Source organism: Butyricimonas sp. Marseille-P3923, from assembly GCF_900184685.1.
GTDB lineage: Bacteria > Bacteroidota > Bacteroidia > Bacteroidales > Marinifilaceae > Butyricimonas > Butyricimonas muris.
Genome location: NZ_FXXL01000006.1, coordinates 99,985 through 121,668, shown reverse-complemented (window position 1 = coordinate 121,668; position 21,684 = coordinate 99,985). Strand labels below are relative to the sequence as shown.

Genomic DNA, 21,684 nt, shown 5'->3' with positions numbered 1-21,684 from the left:
CCGTTTATTTCTAATAAAATCGTTTACTGTGTTTCCGCCAATAGAGGATCAGGAAGAAGCCGAATAACATACCACCGAGGTGTGCGAAATGTGCCACGTTGTCCCCTACTGAATTTTGAAGCCCGAAGAATAATTCGGCTGCACCGTAAAGGAGCACGAAATATTTTGCCTTGATCGGAATCGGGATGAACATCAGGAAGAGTTCCGTGTTCGGGAATAACATTCCGAACGCTAACAATATACCGAATACGGCACCGGATGCCCCGATCGTAGGAGTATTCTGGTATGCCTGTATGATATTCTTGAATATTTCTTCACCCATTTGCGCGAACTGGGTGTTCGAGGGATATTGGTTCCACTGATCCACGATCTGCATCGCGTATGACACGAATTTCGGGTTGCTCACGTGCGCCCGGACAAACTCGGCCAACAGTCCCGGTTCGGGAGTGCTTTGAAAGGCATAGAATTGTTCCTGCATGTTATGAACCCCGTACCAGCTTACCAGTGAATGGAGTGCTGCGGCACCCAAACCGGTAACGAAATAGTAGATCACGAATCGTTTGGTACCCCACACGGATTCAAGAATACGACCGAACATGAATACGGCAAACATGTTGAAGAAAAGGTGCGCGAGCCCCTGTTGCGTGAACATGTGCGTGATATACTGGTATATTTTGAAATCCGGGGATTGCGGCAGGTGCATGCCGAGTATGTTCACCAAATCTAAATTCAGTTTCTGTCCTACCGTGTTGATCAATAGGAATATGATGACGTTTATAATGATGATAACCTTTACTGCGGGAGTCATGCCCGCGAATGGTCTATAGTTGTTCATTGTTCAGCTGGTTTGTTGTTTTCTTTATTCTCCGGTTTATTATTGTTTTTGTTTTCCGGTCTGTTATTTTGATTATTTCCTTGTCTTCGGGGATTCCGATTGTTACCTTGACGGTTGTTCGGACGATTATTGCCTTGGCGATTGTCTTGCCTGTTGCCGGGTCTGTTCTCGTTCTTGGTCAAAGTCTTCTTTTCGGTCTTTTCCCCGGAGGCATTTACGTCTTTTTCTCTCGGTTTGTTTTCCTCGTTGTTATTTTCTTTTTGAGGATTTCTCCGGTTCCTGTTTCTATTACGGCGTCTGCCACTTTGTTCCTTCTTCTCGTCGAAGCGATTCAAACTCTCTTCGCCGACACCGTCGGTATATTTGATATTTACCGCTTCGTTCTTGTCGATTTCGAGTGCTTTCGCCGGAATGATCCCTTTCTTGTTCAAGGCGATGATCTCTTTTACTCGTGCCACGGGTAATTTAATCAGCACGCCGCGTCCTTCTTTGTCAAACGAATAGGACATATTCCGTCCGAAAATATCTGTTTTCTGGTGATAGAGCATACCTTCGCCCGTGTTCAACCATACATTGGACGAGGGGAAGTCCTTTTGTTCGTCAATGTAGGCATCCACCTCGTAATTAAGACAGCATTTTAATTTACCGCATTGTCCCGCAAGTTTTTGGGGATTCAATGAAATATCCTGATATCTCGCCGCGGATGTGGATACGGAAATGAAATTCGTGATAAAGGTCGAACAGCATAGTTTACGCCCGCATGAACCGATACCACCGATACGTCCGGCTTCCTGACGTGCACCGATCTGTTTCATCTCGATGCGGATATGGAATGTTTCCGCCAGAATCTTGATTAACTTCCGGAAATCCACCCGGTCGTTGGCAATGTAGTAGAATATCGCTTTGGTCTTGTCTCCTTGGTACTCCACGTCCCCGATCTTCATGTCAAGATTGAGGTCTGCGGCGATGATTCGCGACCGGATCATGGTATCGTGTTCCAACGCGATGGCTTGTTGCCATTTCTCGATGTCGTGCGGTTTGGCTTTCCGGTATACCTTTTTCAAGGGATTGCGCTCCAAGTCAACCCTTTTCAACTGCATTTGCTCTTTCACGAGTTCACCCGTGAGCGATACGATTCCGATATCGTGCCCGAGAGCCGCTTCAACCGCCACGATGTCCCCGATATTCAGTTTCAAGTTGCTGTTGTTCAGGAAGAAGCCCTTGCGCGTGTTTTTGAATCTTACTTCCACGATATCGGATGGGGTACAACCTTCCGGAATGTCCTGCATCCAGTTGTAGACGGTAAGTTTCCCTGCCAACAGGCGATGGTCAATTACCGGAACAACCGTGGGGTGCTGCTTTATATCTTTATTTTCAATGTTTTCTTGTTTATCTTCAGTTATTTCGCTCATAGTGTATTAATTGAAAATTGAAAATTGAAAATTGAAAATGAGTGGACTTCTGTCTTTCGAGTAAATATTTTCGTTTTTCCAATGCTTCAATTTTTAGTTTTTATCTTTTATTTTATAGTTCTCCCGTCACGGTCTGATGTTTTGCATCACTTTGATACAAAGATCCGTGAGGATAATTTTCCCGTTCCCGTTTCGAATGATGTCGCTGTATGCTTTCTCGAATTCTTCGAAAAGAGGAATGATGTTTCCTTCATGCACGTAAGGAGAGAATTTCGTGGAAAAAGTCTTCTCTCTTTCTGTCATGTATACAATTTTTTCTATCCCAAAGTTCCGGACAAAATTCTCCCGTAACATCCGGGTGCAATGGATTAGAAAACTTTTTTGTTTCTCTCTCCCGAGAGAGGCCAATTCGTTGACAAATTCGTTGACAGGAAGCATCTTGCGTTCCCAGCACAAGCGCATCATCTGTACGAATTTCTCTTGGTTATATATCGTTTCGTCAGTTTCGTTCAACATCCGGAGTGCTTTCAGCCAGCTCCCGGAGGCCACGTGTGCCACCTCCTCGGCGGATTCCCGAACCAGGCGTTTTTGCAGTACCAGTTGTTCGGCGATATCTTTCTGTGTTAATGGCGGAATATTGATTCGCTGCGTGCGGGAAAGGATCGTGTTGATAATCTCTTCCGCATGTTCCGCTATTAATAGGAAAAGCGTGTTCGGGTAAGGCTCTTCCAGTATCTTGAGTAGTTTGTTGGAACATTCCGCTTTCATTTTTTCGGGCAACCAGATGATCATCACCTTGTATTCCGATTCAAATGATTTCAAGTTTAGTTTGCGGAGAATGTTGCCGCTTTCCTCCGTGTATATCATGGCTTGGGCGTTCTCGTCCGCTCCCATGGCACTTAACCATTTTTCAAGGTCTATATAGGGACTTTCGAGCAAGAGTTTTCGCCATTCGTTGATATACTCGTCGCTGATAGGTGTTTTTATCCTCGTGGATTTTACAACAGGATACACAAAATGCAGATCCGGGTGAATCAACTTCTGCATTTTTTTGCATTCGGGACAGACACCGCAGGCATCTTCGTGTTTATCTCCCGTGCAAAACAGGTATTGTGTGAAAGCCAAGGCCAAAGCCAGTGAACCCGCTCCCGTTTCCCCGGCAAAAAGTTGAGCGTGACTGATTCTTCCCGATTGCAGGGAAGATATCAGTCGTTGCTTTATCTCTTCATGTCCTATGACGTCTTTAAAAAACACCTTATCAATTTTAGATTTAAAGATTTATGATTTTAGATTTCTCGTCCGCAAGCCAACGCTTTTGTAATCGTAAATCGTAATTCATAAATCGTAAATTAATTTGTTTTCAATTGAATGCCTAGTTCATCGAATTGTTCTTTTGCGATCTCGGAGGGAGCGTCGAGCATGACGTCACGACCGGAGTTGTTCTTCGGGAAAGCGATGACGTCGCGGATTGAATCAAGTCCGGCGAACATGGAAGCAAGACGGTCAAATCCGAAAGCGATACCGCCGTGAGGAGGAGCCCCGTATTTGAACGCACCCATGAGGAAACCGAATTGTTCTTGCGCTGTCTCGTGCGAGATTCCCAAGCAATCAAACATTTTGGATTGTAGTGCAGAGTCGTGGATACGGATAGAACCACCACCGACTTCCACTCCGTTGATTACCATATCGTAAGCGTTTGCCCTAACCTTACCCGGGTCGGTTGTCATCAAAGAAATGTCTTCCGGCTTGGGGGAGGTGAACGGGTGATGCATCGCATAGAAACGCTGGGTTTCTTCATCCCATTCCAACAACGGGAAGTCTACCACCCACAGAGGTTTGAATACATCCTTATCTCTTAAACCGAGGCGGGAACCCATTTCTAAGCGTAAATCGCAAAGTTGAGCTAACGTCTTGAATTTCGGTCCGACGAGAATCAACAGCAAGTCGCCCGGTTCTGCTTTGCAGGCATCCGCCCAAATCTTCAGATCTTCCGGGGTATAGAATTTGTCGATGGATGATTTGAATGTGCCGTCTTCGTTGTAACGCACGTAAACCAATCCTTTTGCTCCTGTTTGCGGGCGTTTCACAAATTCCGTCAATTCGTCCACTTGTTTGCGGGTGTATCCGGCACATTTCGGTGCGCAGATCGCCCCGATGTATTCCGCCTCGTTGAACACGGCAAAGTCTTTTCCCTTTGCCACGTTTGTCAAATCGACGAATTTCATGTCAAAACGGATATCGGGTTTGTCACAGCCGTATTGCTCCATGGCGTCAATCCACGTCATTCTCGGTAGCGTGGGAATATCCACGTTCCGGATTTCTTTGAACAAATGCTTGATCAATCCCTCGAATGTATCCAGAATATCCTCTTGTTCCACGAACGACATCTCACAGTCAATTTGCGTGAATTCGGGTTGACGGTCTGCGCGGAGGTCTTCGTCCCGGAAACATTTCACGATCTGGAAATAACGGTCGAAACCGGAAACCATCAGCAGTTGTTTTAGCGTCTGCGGACTTTGCGGCAAAGCGTAGAATTGACCTTGGTTCATACGGGAAGGTACCACGAAATCACGTGCGCCTTCCGGTGTGCTTTTTACAAGCACGGGAGTTTCTACCTCGATAAAATTCTGGTTGCTCAGGTAATTTCTTACCAGTTGCGCCATCCGGTGGCGTAACTCGATGTTCTTGCGTACAATGGGACGGCGTAAGTCCAAGTAACGATATTTCATACGGAGTTCATCACCGCCGTCGGTTTGGTCTTCTATCGTGAAAGGAGGAGTTTCCGACTCGCTCAGCACGGTAAGTTCGTTCACGGATATCTCGATATCTCCCGTCGGGATTTTATTGTTTTTGCTGGCTCGCTCGATCACGGTTCCTCTTACCTGAATCACGTATTCCCGTCCGAGTTTAGCCACGTTATTTTTAATTTCTTCGGGAGCGGACTCTTCAACCACCAATTGGGTAATGCCGTAACGATCACGTAGATCCACGAAAGTCATGGCTCCCAGTTTTCTTACCTTTTGTACCCATCCGCTAAGACAAACGCTCTCTCCCGCGTTTTCTATCCTTAATTGCCCACAAGTATGTGTTCTATACATAATTATCAAATTTAGATTCTGGCATAAATATCCTGCGAAAATAGTAAGAATTTGTCAGTTTAAAGACATAAACTGCCGAAAATTGAATGCGGGTATATTTTTGTTGAATAATTTTGGTTTGAATACTCGTGTAAGAGTAGACAATTCCTTATCTTTGGGAGCTGAAATGATGTGATTAAATAATTAACAGTGAATTACATTGATGTGATAATATTGCTCCCGTTAGTATACGGGGCTTATAAAGGGTTTAGTCGAGGATTGATAGTTGAGATGTCAACGTTGTTTGCGTTGGTCTTGGGGGTTTTTATCTCTTTGAGATACGCCGTGAACATGGAGGATTTTTTGAAAGACTTTATAGCGATGCCGGAGTCGTATGCCTATTATATCGCTTTTGCGGTTACCTTTTTGCTGGTTATTATCGTGATTCATTTGTTGGGGAAATTGCTCACGAAGTTGATTGATATGGTTTCGCTTGGGTTGTTTAATAAACTGTTCGGGATCGTGATGGGCGTGTTGAAATCGGCAATCGTGGTATGCGTGATTCTTTTTATCGTGAACGCGATGGACAATCGTTATGAATTTATCTCAGTAAAAACAAAAAGTGATAGTCTATTGTATCAACCTTTTGTTAACTTCGCGAATGGCGTTTACGAGAGCGCTTTTAAATAATTTGGAACGAATACGAACATATAAATTTAAGAATCGATGAATTTTGTAGAAGAACTAAGATGGAGAGGGATGGTTCATAGTATTATCCCGGGTACTGAAGAGCAACTTGCAAAAGAGTTAACGACTGCTTACGTGGGGATCGATCCGACGGCTGATTCATTACATATCGGGCATCTGGTTTCGGTGATGATGATGAAGCATTTGCAAATGGCAGGTCACAAACCCATCTTTGTTATCGGGGGAGCCACTGGAATGATCGGTGATCCTAGCGGCAAATCCTTGGAACGTAATCTGCTTGATGAAGAAACGATCCAAAAGAATATGGCGGGGATCAAGGCTCAATTATCCAAGTTTATTGATTTCAACTCGGATGCATCCAACGCTGCGATTATGGTGAATAATTACGATTGGATGAAGAATTTCTCTTTCCTTGATTTTATCCGGGAGGTGGGAAAACATATTACCGTAAACTATATGATGTCAAAAGAGTCCGTGAAAAAACGGTTGAGTGCTGATTCTACACAAGGATTGTCTTTTACTGAATTTACCTATCAATTGGTGCAGGGATATGATTTCCTTTATTTACGTCGGAATTATAATTGTTTGTTACAAGTAGGAGGTTCCGACCAATGGGGAAATATCACAACCGGGGGTGAGTTGATCCGCCGCAAGGACGGGGGTGAGGCTTACGGTTTCACGTGGCCGTTGATGACCAAAAGTGACGGAAAGAAATTTGGAAAGACGGAATCGGGTAACATCTGGTTAGATCCGAAACGGACTTCTCCTTACAAGTTCTACCAGTTCTGGTTGAACAGTACGGATGAGGATGCCGCTAAATATATTAAAATATTCACGATATTGCCTCCGGCTGAAATTGATGCGCTGATTGCCGAACATCAAGAGGCTCCGCATTTGAGAAAATTGCAGAAGGTACTGGCGAAAGAGGTGACTTGTTTGATTCACGATGAAGAAGCCTATGAGTCTGCATTGGAAGCATCACAAATCCTTTTCGGCAATGCTACTTCAGATGCTTTGAAGAGATTGGATGAAGATACTTTACTGTCCGTGTTCGAGGGGGTGCCTCAATTTGATGTCGAGAGAGCCGATTTGGAGGCAGGTATCCATATTGTGGACTTGATGGCGGAAAAGACTTCCATGATGTCTTCCAAGGGAGAGGCTAGGCGCGCTCTAAAAGGAAATGCTATTAGTATTAATAAAGAGAAAGTGCAGGATCAGGAATTGATTGTTACTCCCGAGTACTTGATAGATGATAAGTTCATCCTCTTGCAGAGCGGGAAAAAGAATTATTTCTTGATTACGGTGAAATAGAAAGCTTTATAAAGTTTATAAGGTTCGTAAAGTTTATAAGGTTCTATTACTTTATGAACTTTACGAACTTTATAAACAAAGAGAGGCTGCAGCCTCTCTTTTATTGTAGTTTAAAATTAATGGGTACCGTGTAGGAAACTCTTACGGCTTTGCCTCTTTGTTTCCCCGGGAGCCATTTCGGCATGGTTTGAATAACCCGCACAGCTTCTTTATCGAGTGATGGGTCGACAGCCCTGATGACTCTTACATCCGTGATGCTGCCGTCCTTTTCGATAACGAATTGCACGACTACTCTACCTTGAATATTGTTCTCCTGCGCTATAATCGGGTATTTGACATGTTTCGACAGCCAAGCCTGTACATCTCCGCCGGGGAATCTGGGCATATCCTCTACGACCACGAATATATCCGATTCTCCCGTGTATTCACCATCTCCATAGCTATCATAGTCTCCCATACTACTTCCGGAATAATTGTTACCGTATGAGTTTTGATTCCCGACATTAGATTCGGCATCTTCGATTTCGAGCATGTCATCGATATCCAATTCTTCGTCAACAATCTGCATAAGGTCAGTCAACCTAGGAGCGGGAGGAGGGGGAGGGGGTGGTCTCATCAGTGATTGTTGGGTGATGGGAATAATCTCCTCTTCCAGCGGCTCTTCCGCGACCGTTATGAAGCCTTCTTCAACCTTCACGTTAGTTCTCCATTCGAAAGCAAAGAGTAGAGAGGCTAATGCTAGGATTAGACCTATCTCGAAGAAGATACCCTTTTTGTTTTCGAGACTCGCTTTAGATGATTTCTTTACTTCCATAACTTAATTGTCTTAGTTAAGCTTTTACCTCTAATATACAAAAAGTTAGCCGAAAAGCCAAATATGTTGGTTTACTTTTCCGTAAAAGAAGTGAATTAGTCAAAAAACTCTGGAATTGTTATGGTTAGTAAAACTGTAAAGTCCATAAGATAGCCGATTGGTGCTGATCTTATGGACTTTATAAATTATAAGGATTTTACGGTTAAAACAGTTGCCCGAACTATTCTTCTTCGTATTCTTGATACAGGAAATCGTTGAAAGGGAAACGTGCGGAATGGATATCTTTCACGATATCGTATAGTTTTTCCTTTAGTTCATCAATGTTCTCTTTTCCCTTTGCCGAGATATAGACCGTTTCCCCACCCTGCTTGGACATCCACATTTGTTTCAGGTCATCCAGGCTGTAATTTTTGCGCTCAATGGGTGTCAGGTCGTCTTCGTCCTTTTTCGTGTAGGTAAAGGCGTCTATTTTATTGAACACGGTGATCGTTGGTTTCGGGGTGTCGATGAGTTCACTTAAAGTTTCATTCACAATCCTTACCTGATCTTCGAATTGAGGGTGTGATATGTCTACTACATGGAGAATTACATCGGCTTCTCTCACCTCGTCCAGAGTCGATTTAAAGGACTCTACCAGATGATGAGGAAGTTTACGAATAAACCCTACTGTGTCGGCTAAAAGAAACGGTACGTTCTTTATAGCGATTTTCCGGACGGTTGTATCGAGCGTGGCGAAGAGTTTGTTCTCCGCAAACACTTCCGATTTGCTTAAAAGGTTCATCAAGGTGGATTTGCCGACATTGGTATATCCCACGAGAGCCACACGTACCAGTTTACCCCGGTTCTTGCGCTGCGTGACCATTTGCTTGTCGATCTTTTCCAGTTGTTCTTTCAAGCGGGTAATTTTATCCCGGATGATGCGTCGGTCGGTCTCTATTTCCGTTTCCCCGGGACCGCGTAGACCGATACCTCCTTTTTGTCTTTCCAAGTGAGTCCACATACCTGTCAGTCGCGGGAGTAAATACTGGTACTGGGCAAGTTCCACTTGGGCTCTTGCTTCTGCGGTACGGGCTCTTTTAGCGAAAATGTCAAGGATCAGGTTCGTGCGGTCGAGGACTTTCCTGCCTTTTAATTCCCGTTCGATATTCCGGAGTTGTGTCGGGCTGAGTTCATCGTCGAAAATAATCAAGTCAATGTCGTTTTCTTCGACGTAGTTTTTGATTTCTTCCAGCTTACCCTTTCCCACGAAGGTTGCCGTTACCGGTTTATCCAAATTTTGTGTGAATATTTTCACTGTTTCCGCTCCTGCTGTTTCTGCCAGAAAAGCGAGTTCGTCCAAGTATTCGCACATGGTATCGTAGCTGATATTTTCTGATTGTAGCGCTACGCCTACAAGAATTGCTTTTTCTGCTTCTTTTTTAGTGTAAAAATAATCGCTCATATATAAGGAAAAGAAAGGGCTGACGATGAACGACAGCCCCTTTATTAGTTTAAAGTGTCTTTCTTACTGTAATCTGAAGTTGATAGGTACAGTGTAAGATACTCGTACGGGTTTACCTCTCTGTTTTCCGGGTTTCCATTTTGGCATGGATTTTACCACGCGAACGGCTTCTTTATCCAGAGAAGGGTCAACACCTCTCAATACTTTCACGTCAGTGATGCTACCGTCTCTCTCGATCACGAATTGTACGGTAACTCTACCTTGGATATTGTTTTCTTGTGCAATAACCGGGTATTTCACGTTTTTACCTAACCATTTATTGATATCTCCCGGGAACGTGGGCATATCCTCTACTACTTGGAAAATATCTTCCTCACCGTAGTCCCCTTCATCGTAACCGGTTCCGTCATAGTCATAGCTATAATCAGTGCGGTTTTCCACGTTAGCTTCCACGTCTTCGATTTCCAGTTCTTCATCGATATCCAATTCTTGGTCAACGATCTCGATCAAGTCTGTTAACTTGGGAGCTGGAGGAGGAGGTGGAGGCGGTTTCATCATCTGTTGGGTAATTGGAATGATTTCCTCTTCCACGGGCTCTTCGGCTACGGTAACGAAACCTTCTTCTACTTTCGTGTTGGCTTTCCAGTTGAAAGCGCAAAGTAGAATACCTAGAGCCACTACCAGACCGATCTCGAAGAAAATACCTTTCTTTCCTTCTAGGTCTGCCTTAGGTGTTTTTTTGATTTCCATGTTATTAGTTTAATATTATAAGCTCTATATTTCTTCAATTTGCGTCGGTAAAAATAATCAAATTCGGTATAAACCACAATAGTTCTCTTCTTTTTTTTGAAGAAAATGTTAAATATAGGATTGATTTTCCTTTAAATATTCTTAAATAGAAGAGACTGTCTGTATTGGCAGTCTCTTTTTCAGAAGGTATTGGATTTTTATTGTAATCTGAAATTGATCGGTACCGTGTAAGATACTCTTACAGCTTTACCTCTTTGTTTACCGGGCTTCCATTTGGGCATGGATTTTACTACGCGAATGGCTTCTTTGTCCAATGAAGGATCGACAGGCCTTACTACCTGCACGTCGGTGATGCTACCGTCTCTCTCTATCACGAATTGCACGATAACTTTGCCTTGAATGTTGTTTTCTTGTGCGATAACCGGGTATTTCACGTTTTTACCTAGCCATTTATTGATATCTCCCGGGAAAGTGGGCATATCTTCCACGATTCGGAATATGTCTTCTTCGTAATCACCTTCGTCGGCATAGCCATTTCCGGTTTCGTCATAAGAATAATTTGTGCGATTCTCCACGTCCGCTTCGGCATCTTCGATTTCTAGTTCATCGTCAATGTCCAGTTCTTGGTCAACGATCTCGATCAGATCGGTTAATTTAGGGGCTGGTGGAGGGGGTGGAGGAGGTTTTAAGTACGAATGAGTAAACGGGATAATTTCTTCCTCTATCGGAATATCTATCACGGTATTGAAACCTTCTTCTACTTCGGTGGTCGCCTTCCAGTTGAAAGCGCAAAGTAGAATACCTAGAGCAACGACCAAACCGATCTCGAAGAAGATACCTTTCTTCCCCTCGAGGTTTGCCTTGGGTGTTTTTTTGATTTCCATATTCTTGCTGTTTAGATTCTGTAACTCTCGCGTAATGTACCTGTAAAGATAATAAAATTTAGTGGCAAATGCAAACTTTTTTGCTCTTTTTTTATTGGAAATGTTAGATTTAGCTTCATGGATAAAGAGAAGTAAAAAAGGACAACCACTTAGATTGTCCTTTTTCGGGATGTTCGTATTGTATGTAAATCACTGTATGTTTCTAGTAACTGATGCGGAATGTGATAGGGATAGTAAATTTCACCCTTACGGTCTTATCTCTTTGCATTCCCGGTTTCCATTTCGGCATGGAGTTTACCACTCGAAGTGCTTCGCGATCCAAGTCCGGATGAACGGATCTTAACACTTTTGCCGCAGTAATGCTACCGTCTTTTTCAACGATAAATTCAATAAATATTTTTCCTTGAACTCCGCTTTCTCTTGCTCTTTCCGGGTAATTTAAGTTTTTCCTAAGCCATTTGTTTAAATCTCCGTTAAATTTGGGCATGAGCTCCGGGTTAAGAAATGGTATAGTTTCATCAAATTCTTCATCTCCCGTACCGGTCGAATATTGATCTTCTATACCTTCGATGCCGTTTATCGAGCCGTTTTGACTTTCGGTAACGTCAATGATGTCCGGATCATCCAATTCCAATTCCTCGTTCACGATGTCGATATAATCGATCGGCATCATTTTGATCTTGGGTAACGGTCTGGATGCTTGTTGAGGTACTACTATCGGGAGAACGTCATCTTCAATGGTCTCTGTATCCACGAGAATGATTTCTTTTGTTTCTTCTTGGTAGAATTTTGTCTCAAAGGCAAAAAACACGACTGCAAGAGCTACAACAAGCCCTATCTCGCGGAAAATGAACCGCTTGTTTTCCAAATTGGAACGGGATGTTTTTTTTGCTTCCATGACCTTGCGTTTTTGAAATGTTATCTAAACGTTAATTTGATGTTTCAAAAGTAGAAGATAAAAATGATATAAACAAGTTTTTCGACCATAAATGTGAATATTTTCTTAAATTTTTCTTCGTTGTATTTTAAAATAACGTTAAGAGCCCCGTGTTTATTAGGTTTTCTGGAATATTTGTTCATTGGAGGGAGGTGTTATTTATATCTTTTCTAACTTTGCATCATGATAAAAGTATTATTTATCCGGGTTCCGTCAGATGAAATGTATGACGAGGTGTTCACTTCTTTGCAAGATAAAGTGTCGGAAGAGTGTTTGGTTGAAGCGGGGAGCTTTAGAAATAAGGGTGTTGCTATACGTCGGGTACTTGGCGAAGCCTTAACTGTTTTCGCGTTAAGGAAATATTTCAGAATGCCCTTCGGGAGTTATCGGTTTGCCCGGGGGGAGAAAGGAAAGCCTTTTGTTGCGGAGCGGGAGGGTGTTTTTTTTAATATTTCTCATTCGGGGATTTACGTGGTGTGTGCCGTTTCCGATGGGGAGATCGGTGTAGATATTGAAAAGCGGTCGAAGGCGAGAATGGAGGTTGCCGGGCGTTTCTTTCACGCACGGGAAGTACGGGAATTGGAAGTTGCTTCCGGAGTTGAACAAGATAAATTGTTCTACGATTACTGGTCGGTCAAGGAGAGTTTCCTTAAATATACCGGTACGGGATTAACCCGCCCATTGAATAGTTTTGTCGTGCGGTTTTCAGATGGAAAAATTTCATTGTCAGAGGGAACGAGGGAATTGCCTTTATATGTTTATCCTTGTTCTATAGATATGGCGTATGCTTGTCACGTGTGTAGTGTACAGGAGCAGATCCCCGGGGTGCGGGAAGTGATTTTGGATGAAATAATAAAGGAACAATTCAAATTATGATGAATTGTTCCCGGTGTTTTGAATAGAGAAGTTTGTTCCTTTTTTAATTTTGAGAAAAGCGCTTTACTATTCTGTCTATGTATCCTGTGTTGTTAGATGGAAGACTTTTGCTGATGTCTTTAAGATATTGACAAGCCTCTGTTTTTTGTCGCGAGGTTGCCAATTGTTCAAAGCCGTTTAGTTCTCTCAATACCGCCATTTGATCCTTCGGAGAAGCAAGACGTTGAATCCCGTGTCGCAATACGTTTAATAGTTCATTTACCCGATTCTCGATTTTGTTGTCTATAATATGGCGAAATAGCATACTATATCTTAATGTCACGGCTCCGTTATAAGAATCTTTTTCCAGTTGCTTTAAGTCTGCCATACGTTTTTCGTAGTCGATACCCATCATCTTGAATACGCGGAATTCATTCTGGTAGGCGGACATGATTTTTTCTTCCACTTCCTTTTGCCCTATCTTTTTAGTAAAACTCTTTCGATTGTTTAACAAGTAGCGGAATAGAGGCGTGTCAATGTCGGTTATTTCGTTTTTTATTAAGTTCCAGTTTTGAGACTCACATAATTTCTTTACCCCCATTCCCGGCATAGTTTCACTCATTATTTTTTGGAGCCGGGTTCTATCATGTGTTTGCAGAAAAGCGATATATTTTTCTAAGAATGCTTGATCTCTTGTGCCGTCGAGGTATTTTTTATTTAATTCGGCCAATTCGATAGCATCTTTTACTTTCTGCACGAAGTCTTCTTTCGGGCTGGATACAGCTCCCCCGTCCAGACGGCAATAGATGCTACCGTCCGCGTTTAGTATCAGGTACGTGGGATAGACTTGCACGTTGTATTTTTTACCGATTTCAATTCCGTCGCCTTCTTCCATGTCTTTCATGATACACACGTGGTTCGTGTTAAAATATTCTCCGACTTCTTTTAACGGGAATATGGCTTTTACCATGTATTTACAGGGACCACAGGTTTTCGTGTAACAGTCTACAAATAGTTTTTTGCCCGTGTCTTTGGATTTTGCCAAGGCTTCCTGAAAAGAAAGGTTTTCCCACCGGGTACCTTCTTGCGCTTTGTTCAAGGTATTGGTTATCATTTCTTTTAATTCAATACCGGGGGAGGGGGCGTAGGCATCTACGATTTTCCCGTTTCTGTCTATAACAAGGTAACGCGGAACGCTGGGAATACAATAAGCGGATTCAAAAGCAGATTCTTCATCTTGATTGGGAATCAGGTTTAACATTCCGGTCATGTTGTTGTCCTCTATAGCCTTTAGCCATTTGGCGCGAGCGCTTTTACGATCAATGGATACGGTCAGGAATACCACGTTGTCATTATTTTTGAACTCATCCCGTAGTTGCATGAATGCGGGCATTTTTTCGATGCACACGCAACACCATGTAGCCCACACGTCGACAACAATAACTTTGCCAGAGAAATCTTTAAAATTGTATTCTTTGCCTGTGGCGTCTTTTAATACAGGAGTCGGTGCGGGTTGTCCTGTCCGTATTTTCTCGTAGCGATAGTACAGGTTTAATACTTCATTTTTTTGAGGAGAGTCCGGAATATAATTTTGAATGACAGGTTTGAGTTTGTACATATTGTCCGTGCATCCATAGTTGCGGAATAGGGCTTTAAACTTTTCCAGATAGGTTGATTTCAAGTGTTCATTTGAACTTTTGAAGATCATTTCCAATTTATTGTAATCGGAACGATTTAACGAACGACTTTTAAATTCTGTTGTGAAGGTGAGTCCATCTCTGGCATTATCGAAAGGGATTCCGCTCTTTAATTCTTTGATCATGAAATAGTAATCGACAAATGGAAGCGTGTTTTCTTTTTCCATGAATTGTATTACTACCGGGTGCTCCAGTTCGGGCAGGGAGATTGGTTGTAATAGTATGTTCATTCCATCGACATTCCCTTTTTGGTACATGATGTACTCTCCGCTTTTAAGTATCATGTAGCAAGTGTTGCGCATTGATGCTTCCGGGCTTAATCCCTGTTGGTTCTGTTTGTATTGATTGACAATTTCTACAGAGGAAGAAAAAGTTTTGTTCCATGCGTGTTTTAAAGAATCTGCTTTTTGCGCACAAAGTAATAAAGGGAATAGTATTGCTATAACTAGAAATCTTAATTTGTTTTTCATAGGTCGAAAGCGTAATGAGGTGTAAACTTTTGTAGGGAAAAGAGATTGAATCGGTAAAGTGAAAGATATCCCTCGACAACAGGTAATATCAGCAGGATATCTTTCACTTTGGGATAATCCGAACTTTGGGACAATTCTTTTATAAATTATTCTTGAGGTCCTTTTGCAATTTGTTGAATGTCGATACCATAAGTATTCTTCAGATGGTTAATTACTATATCGTATCTTTTTTTGATTAACGGATATTTTGCTGCAGGATAATATGCTTCAAACTCATTCGGGGTATACCACATTGCTGCACGTATGTAATAAACAAAATCCGCATACGGGTATATATCCGGATTTTCATAGCCTATCCCTGTGTATTCTCCGATAAAGAAGGGTGTTCTTGGGGATAGAGCCTGTTCTTTGAATATATCCAAAAATCCTCTGGTTAAATAATAGTTCGGATCTTCAGGTTTATTGGTGTTGAAATTTGTTTTGTAATCCATTCCGTCTTTAAATTCAGCGGGTTCCGTGATACTTCCTTTGCGAATGGCATTTTCGATGAAGGTACGGAAAAATATATTTCTTTTTACCTTCTTGGAATAAGGATCCATATTGCTCATTTCGTCATTGGTAAAACTGATTGCCCAATAATCAAATCCGTCTATTTTTAAAGGAACAAAGTTTGGATCCGTAGTACCGCCCGTTCCACCGGTACCCGTTCCACCGGTACCCGTTCCTCCGGTGCCTGTTCCTCCGGTACCTGTTCCTCCGGTGCCTGTTCCTCCGGTACCTGTTCCACCGGTGCCTGTTCCTCCGGTGCCTGTTCCGCCGGTGCCTGTTCCGCCGGTGCCATCGTCAGACGTTACTTTCTTGAAATTGTGTAACATATAAATTTTCACGGGCAGAGCTTTCTGGGCTATTCCCGGGCTAATAAAAGCAAAAAAGTGATTCTTTAGAAAATCCACGTATACGGGAACTTGTTCGTTCGTCAAGGAATCTCCCGTGAATTGGTCACCTGTTCCTAAAGATTGCCATTGACGGTTTAAATCAACAAATGTAACTTCCTTGTAGATTAGATACACGTTGTATTTATCGTGAATATCTTTGATATCCATGTCCCAAGCGTTATTGCCTTGCGGAAAGGTAAACTTGGTAACGGAATAGTTGCCGGAGGGAGTCAAGTCATCCTCGCTATAGCAAGCCATGAGGGTAATGATAATCCCCATGAGGGTTAATATAAATGTTCTTTGTTTCATAGTACGCGTATTATCGGATTACTATTTAATTTGTTCTGGGAGCGGGAGCAAGGGGATTTTGCACCAGACTCTTGTTTTGTTCCAAGGCTGCTTTGGGTAGTGGGAGCGTGTAACTACGGTCTTTTTCCTCTAATGTGTAGGATTTTGAACTATTCGGGTCGCCAATCCAAGTATGTTGTATGGATTTCATTCCCCAGCGACGCAAGTCGAACCAACGATGATCCTCGAAACACAGTTCTCTCCTTCTTTCTCTTTGAATGAAAGATATCAATTTATCCGAATCGGAAATGTGTTCGTCCGTGTAGTCTTCGAAACGATATTTCCGAAGGGTGTTCAATGCTTGCAAAGATTGTGTCAAGGCGTTATTGTCACCTTTTTCTTTGTACAGCATGGCAGCGGCTTCACTTAGATTCAAATAGGCTTCCGATAGCCGGAAACTTCTGGCGAAAATATTAGAACCCGGGCGATAATCGGAACTTACGCTGATTTTTCCGAAAGCTTGGGGAATATAATAGGCTTCTCCATTCACGTAAGTGGGGTTATACTCCCCGATGATGTAACGTTCTGCCCGGAGATCTCCTGCCGTTTCTTTGAAAGACTCCAACAATTCATCCGAGGCTCTGAAGTAACAGTGGCTGGTCGGGTCATTTGCATCCTCTCCGCTGTAATGACGAACGAAATACGTGACATCTTCAGTATTCCCGTAAAGCCAGATGACTTCTGGAGAGGAAAATGAATGAAAGTTCGTGTAAACTCGCTCACCTTCGTCATTTTCTGTGATGATATTATTCAAATCAAACAGGCTGAAGTTCGGGTTGGCGATGACCAATTGCGCGTAATCTGCCGACTTCTGCCATTCTTCCATGTACAGGTAGACTCTTGATAACAGTAATTGTACCATGGGTAAGCTGGTCTTATAGTCATTTTTCCAGTGTTCGCTTTCCGGTATTAATTTATAGAGGCGTTCGGCTTCCAGAAGGTCTTTCAACACTTGTTCGTAGACTTCTTGCACGGTATTTCTGGTAAAGGTGCGATCTTCAATTCCGCTTGTTAGTTTCAAGGGGACTCCCAGACCGTCTTTGTTTTCGTTATAGGGAACCCCGAAAATATTTACCAGTGTAAAATAATAATAACCGCGTAGAGCATGCGACTGGGCGGTAACGAGATTTCTCATATCCGATTCATCACTTAAATCGTCGATATAATCTAATACGGCATTCGCTCCCAATATTTTGGTATAATAAGTCTGGTATATATTTGTTGCGTCGGGAGAAAGTCCTTCGTCTTCAAATATGGTGAACATATCAGGTTGCCAAGTGTAAGCCGCTTGCCAAACTTTTCGGTTTTGTCCGCTTGTCGTCGGTTGATAGGGTGCGCACGTCACGTCGTCATCAAGAATATTCAGGAAAACGTTGAATCCTTTTGTATCCCAACGCGGGTAAGCTGTACCCAACAGTAGTTCATTCATCGAGCTGACGTCTTTAGGTACAAACTCGCTTTTGGATTTTGGTTCGAGGAAATCGCTGCAAGATGAGAACATCAGGATGGCGATAAAATATATAATTCTTTGTTTCATCGTTTATAGATTTAAAATCCGACACTAAGACCGAAAGAAAAAATCTTCGGTTGTATACTTCTATCCAGTTCGGGGTCGAAGCCGTTGAACCTTTTGCTAGCAATAACAAAGAGGTTATTCACGCTGGCGTTGACAGAAAGAGAGGTCGCCCCGAATTTTGCACACCATGCCCGGTCTAGGTTCCAGTTCAAGGAGAGTTGTGTACAGCGCAAGAAAGAGGAACTTACAACTAACGCGTCCGAATTTGCCCACATTTCATACATGGATGCTTTTTCACCGTCCGGGAGTAGTATGTTCAGTTCGTTCACGTCTTCGCTCGTGAAGAGAGCCGGGATATTCGTGTGTTTTTCGTCCCCCGGTTTCTTCCAGCGTTTGTTCAAATCTTTGGGTAGATTGTCATACGGGTCGGGAATCTTTGAACCCTGATTTGTAAAACTGCTATACGGGCTGGTCAAGCGTTGTTTGCCACCGAGCAACAACACGAAATCAGCACCAAGAGTGAAATCTTTGTAACGGATTCGTGTATTCAATCCCCCCGTGAAATAGGGCTGGCGTTGACCGGAGTACACGAGGAATGTGGTCGGGTCTATCGTGTTATCCCCCTCTTCGAATTCTCCTATGTCAAATGTAGGATACCCGGTTTCGGGTGATAATCCCGTGAATTTATAGGACCAGAACGCGGTTAGTGGATAACCCTTTTTTAATAACCGGTTTCCATTTCCGCCACTCAAGAAATCATTTTTGCTAATTTGATCCACCTTAATCGAAACGTCATCGGTCTTCGATTTGTTCCAGTTTTTAGAAGCGTTGATACCTACTGTCCATGCGAAATCTTTACGACTGAAAGGGGTTAGATTTATGGAATACTCTATCCCGTGATTATCGATGCGTCCCCCGTTCAATTGCATACTTTTTTGTCCGTATTCGTTGGGAATATCCTGACTGATGATGGCATTCGACCGCCGACCGTAATATTCCAAATTCATCGTGATGCCTTTGAATAATTGGAGATCGATACCTAAATTCCATGTTTTCGTGTTTTCCCATTTTAATAGGGGATTAGGCAAACTGCTTATGCCGAGGATGTACTCGTTATAAATATCTAAAACTCCTTCTTGCTTAACGATCAAGTCCGGGCTGACAGAAGTTACCACGTTACCTTGTATTCCATAGGTTGCCCGTATGTTCATCTGGTTCAGCCACGAGATTTTATCTTTAATAAATTCTTCTTCCCCGATTCTCCATGATATACCGAAAGAATACATCGGGTCGAATTGTTTATTCACGTCCTGTCCGAAGCGATTGGATGCGTCTGCTCGAATGTTGGCATTCAGCACGTAGCGATCCATGAGTGAATAGGCCAACGTCGCGAAATAGGACATGGCGTTACTTGTCATGCTGGTGGTCTGCCAGCCTCCCTCGTACAAGTAGTCCAGTATTTTTGAATCCGTGGGTTTGGACATACCGATAGGGGTCCAATACGAGTATGAATTAGGACGTATGATTTTTTCCCCGCGTTCCGGGACATATCCCCACACGGTGTTCAGTTCACTTTTGTTTTCATCCGAGCGTAGTTCCAGCCCCGCCATGGCATTTACGCGGTGTATCTCGTTGAACGTTTTGGAGAGTAACAATTTGTGTTGCATGTTATAGGAGATCGTGCGGTTGTGATTCGAGAGGAATTCACCCCCGAAAGGAAGGATAGCCGCCTTGTATTTCGCCGAGCCGTTTTTTTCTGTCCCGTACTCGTACCCCCTGTAGTTGGATGTGATATAGTTCGTTTTTTCTCCCGCGAATGATTCGCCATTGGTATGGTTATCCGCGATACTGCCCACGAATTGGTATTTTAGCCAAGGCGTGATGTCCCAATTCGCGTTGACGGAAACGTCAAAACGGGAATTTTTATTCTTGGAATAACTATTATCGATTTCATTCATAATATTGAATCCCAATTCTTGTTGTCCGTCCACCCAAGAATACCTTTGATATTTCTTGTAGAATGCTTGCTTCCCGTTTTCGTACGCGGGAAGGGCTCGGCTGGTAGTCGTCGCGTATCCGATAGGATTGACTCCCGGCCCGTAACCTTTATTATTTCCAAATGAGCCGTTGATGTTGAAATCGACTTGTAGTGTTTTTAATAATCTTACGTTCACGTTTAACCGGGCGGAGAATCTGGTCATATCATTCCCTATTTCCACGCCGTGGTCGGACGTGTACCCGAATGACGCGTTGTAAGTGACTTTTTGAGAACCTCCCGAAATACTCAGGTTGTGATTATTACTGAAAGAGTTGCGGGTTAGCAGGTCAAACCAGTCCGTGTTGACGGTTTCCAAGTAAGCCATACGTTCTTCGAAATATTCTTCCGTGATCGACCGCTCGTTGAACATACGCATTAATCCTTCGTAGGTGTATATCTGCGGGAGAGGATCGTTCGCGTATCTTGCCCCGGCATCGTAAGCTTCTTTACTGAATTGAATGCGCTCTTTGGAGTTCATGTAGTCAAACATATCGTAATTCGGGCGGGCACGGAAAGAGAAATTGGCACTGTACCGTATGCTGGTACGTTCGGCATTTCCTTTTTTCGTGGTGATCACGATAACCCCGTTGGATGCTTTGGAACCGTATATGGCGGTTGCGGAAGCATCTTTTAATACCGTGATAGTTTCGATATCCGCCGGGTTTAACCAAGAAATTTGATTCCCCACGAGGTCAGCCAGATCGCTTGTCAGGGCGTTGCTTGAGTTAAAAGGAAGCGGGTCAGGCTGGATGATACCGTCGACAACCCATAGCGGATCGGTATTTCCCAAGATCGTGGATGTTCCCCGGATCGTGATTTTCGGGTTGCGCCCCACGCGGGATGAAGTGTTAATGACCATCATCCCCGGGACTCGTCCCTGCAACATCTGGTCGATAGAGGAGTATGCCTGCATCATGATGTCGTCGGCTTTTAGCGTGTTGTATGAGCCCACCATGTCCTTGCGCGGCAAGCTGTTGTACCCCATTTCGACCACGACTTCGTCGAGTTGCGTGGCGTCTGCCAGCATTGTAACTCGCAGAACCTCGTTCCCAGTGCATTTTACTTCCTTTGTCTGCATCCCGATAAAGCTGAACACGAGAATTCTTTCTTTCTTCTCTGTGATGGTGAGCGTGAAGTTGCCGTTCGCGTCAGTGGCAACACCCGTGTGAGTGTCTTTGATAAGGACGGTAACTCCCGGTAGCGGGTCCCCGTTTTCGTCCACGACTTTCCCTTTGATGGTTTGTATTTTCGTGCCTTCCCGCGGAAGTTCCTTTACCACGACGACCCCCTCGACCATGGAATAGGTAAAACCGAAATGCTCCAACACGATTCCGATGGCTTTGTCTACCGGAACATTTTTTAAAATCAAGTCTTTGCAACGTTTGTTTTTGACCTTTTCCAGGTTGTAGAGAAACTTCACGCCGGTTTGTTGACGGAAAGCGTTGATGACTTCCACAAAAGATGCATCCTTGTAATTCATGTTCACTACTTTGTTTTGAGCGTCAGATGATAAAGAGCCCAATAGCAGGATAGATAAAAACAGGAAACTTGCAAGGAGGTGCACGATTCTTCCCTTTTTTTTCATAATTTTGTAATCTTTAGTTGTATAAATTAATCATTAAACAGACCGGATTTTAGTTGGCGCTGAGTCCGGTT

Annotated in this window: 16 protein-coding genes; 3 read left to right on the top strand and 13 right to left on the bottom strand. The window is 43.2% G+C overall.

The window, feature by feature from the left end; translation table 11 throughout:
* Nucleotides 1-10: 10 nt before the first annotated feature.
* The 4 genes from CS948_RS06455 to aspS form a co-directional block, all read right to left on the bottom strand.
* Nucleotides 11-835 carry a rhomboid family intramembrane serine protease gene (locus CS948_RS06455; protein ID WP_099290907.1) on the bottom strand — a complete coding sequence of 275 codons (825 nt, stop codon included), beginning with the start codon at nucleotides 833-835 and terminating at the stop codon, nucleotides 11-13.
* Nucleotides 832-2,247 carry a regulatory iron-sulfur-containing complex subunit RicT gene (gene ricT, locus CS948_RS06450; protein WP_099290906.1) on the bottom strand — a complete coding sequence of 472 codons (1,416 nt, stop codon included), beginning with the start codon at nucleotides 2,245-2,247 and terminating at the stop codon, nucleotides 832-834. The genes CS948_RS06455 and ricT overlap by 4 nt, the downstream gene beginning before the upstream one ends.
* Nucleotides 2,248-2,373: 126 nt before the next feature.
* A complete protein-coding gene (locus CS948_RS06445; RefSeq protein ID WP_099290905.1) occupies nucleotides 2,374-3,501 on the bottom strand; it encodes a DNA polymerase III subunit delta in 1,128 nt (375 codons plus the stop codon).
* 95 nt (nucleotides 3,502-3,596) lie between these two features.
* Nucleotides 3,597-5,345, bottom strand: coding sequence for an aspartate--tRNA ligase (gene aspS / locus CS948_RS06440; RefSeq protein WP_099290904.1), 1,749 nt, complete (start codon nucleotides 5,343-5,345; stop codon nucleotides 3,597-3,599).
* 189 nt (nucleotides 5,346-5,534) lie between these two features.
* On the opposite strand from aspS, the gene CS948_RS06435 reads away from it, so the two are divergent.
* Together CS948_RS06435 and tyrS are read left to right on the top strand one after the other, a co-directional pair.
* Nucleotides 5,535-6,014, top strand: coding sequence for a CvpA family protein (locus CS948_RS06435; protein ID WP_099290903.1), 480 nt, complete (start codon nucleotides 5,535-5,537; stop codon nucleotides 6,012-6,014).
* Nucleotides 6,015-6,050: 36 nt separating this feature from the next.
* On the top strand, nucleotides 6,051-7,343 hold the full coding sequence (gene tyrS, locus CS948_RS06430) for a tyrosine--tRNA ligase (protein ID WP_099290902.1): 1,293 nt from the start codon (nucleotides 6,051-6,053) through the stop codon (nucleotides 7,341-7,343).
* Between the two features lie 100 nt (nucleotides 7,344-7,443).
* Here tyrS and CS948_RS06425 read toward each other — a convergent pair whose 3' ends face one another.
* The 5 genes from CS948_RS06425 to CS948_RS06405 form a co-directional block, all read right to left on the bottom strand.
* Nucleotides 7,444-8,157, bottom strand: coding sequence for an energy transducer TonB (locus tag CS948_RS06425; protein ID WP_099290901.1), 714 nt, complete (start codon nucleotides 8,155-8,157; stop codon nucleotides 7,444-7,446).
* A gap of 220 nt (nucleotides 8,158-8,377) precedes the next feature.
* The gene (hflX, locus tag CS948_RS06420; protein ID WP_099290900.1) at nucleotides 8,378-9,598 is read right to left on the bottom strand and encodes a GTPase HflX; all 1,221 of its coding nucleotides are present in this window, start codon (nucleotides 9,596-9,598) and stop codon (nucleotides 8,378-8,380) included.
* Between the two features lie 63 nt (nucleotides 9,599-9,661).
* A complete protein-coding gene (locus CS948_RS06415) occupies nucleotides 9,662-10,348 on the bottom strand; it encodes an energy transducer TonB (RefSeq protein WP_099290899.1) in 687 nt (228 codons plus the stop codon).
* Between the two features lie 197 nt (nucleotides 10,349-10,545).
* Nucleotides 10,546-11,232, bottom strand: coding sequence for an energy transducer TonB (locus tag CS948_RS06410; protein ID WP_099290898.1), 687 nt, complete (start codon nucleotides 11,230-11,232; stop codon nucleotides 10,546-10,548).
* Nucleotides 11,233-11,434: 202 nt separating this feature from the next.
* The gene (locus CS948_RS06405; protein ID WP_099290897.1) at nucleotides 11,435-12,130 is read right to left on the bottom strand and encodes an energy transducer TonB; all 696 of its coding nucleotides are present in this window, start codon (nucleotides 12,128-12,130) and stop codon (nucleotides 11,435-11,437) included.
* Between the two features lie 222 nt (nucleotides 12,131-12,352).
* Between CS948_RS06405 and CS948_RS06400 the strand changes: the two genes are divergently transcribed.
* The gene (locus CS948_RS06400; RefSeq protein ID WP_099290896.1) at nucleotides 12,353-13,045 is read left to right on the top strand and encodes a 4'-phosphopantetheinyl transferase superfamily protein; all 693 of its coding nucleotides are present in this window, start codon (nucleotides 12,353-12,355) and stop codon (nucleotides 13,043-13,045) included.
* 43 nt (nucleotides 13,046-13,088) lie between these two features.
* Here CS948_RS06400 and CS948_RS06395 read toward each other — a convergent pair whose 3' ends face one another.
* The 4 genes from CS948_RS06395 to CS948_RS06375 all read right to left on the bottom strand — a co-directional run bounded on the left by CS948_RS06395 (nucleotide 13,089) and on the right by CS948_RS06375 (nucleotide 21,613).
* Nucleotides 13,089-15,005, bottom strand: a complete 1,917-nt coding sequence (locus CS948_RS06395) for a redoxin family protein (protein WP_176554955.1) — start codon at nucleotides 15,003-15,005, stop codon at nucleotides 13,089-13,091.
* 332 nt (nucleotides 15,006-15,337) lie between these two features.
* A complete protein-coding gene (locus CS948_RS21620) occupies nucleotides 15,338-16,435 on the bottom strand; it encodes a hypothetical protein (protein ID WP_176554954.1) in 1,098 nt (365 codons plus the stop codon).
* Between the two features lie 25 nt (nucleotides 16,436-16,460).
* Nucleotides 16,461-18,011 (bottom strand): RagB/SusD family nutrient uptake outer membrane protein, encoded by a 1,551-nt coding sequence (locus CS948_RS06380; protein WP_099290893.1) that lies wholly within the window; start codon nucleotides 18,009-18,011, stop codon nucleotides 16,461-16,463.
* An 11-nt stretch (nucleotides 18,012-18,022) separates the two neighbouring features.
* Nucleotides 18,023-21,613 carry a SusC/RagA family TonB-linked outer membrane protein gene (locus CS948_RS06375; RefSeq protein WP_099290892.1) on the bottom strand — a complete coding sequence of 1,197 codons (3,591 nt, stop codon included), beginning with the start codon at nucleotides 21,611-21,613 and terminating at the stop codon, nucleotides 18,023-18,025.
* Nucleotides 21,614-21,684: the final 71 nt, after the last annotated feature.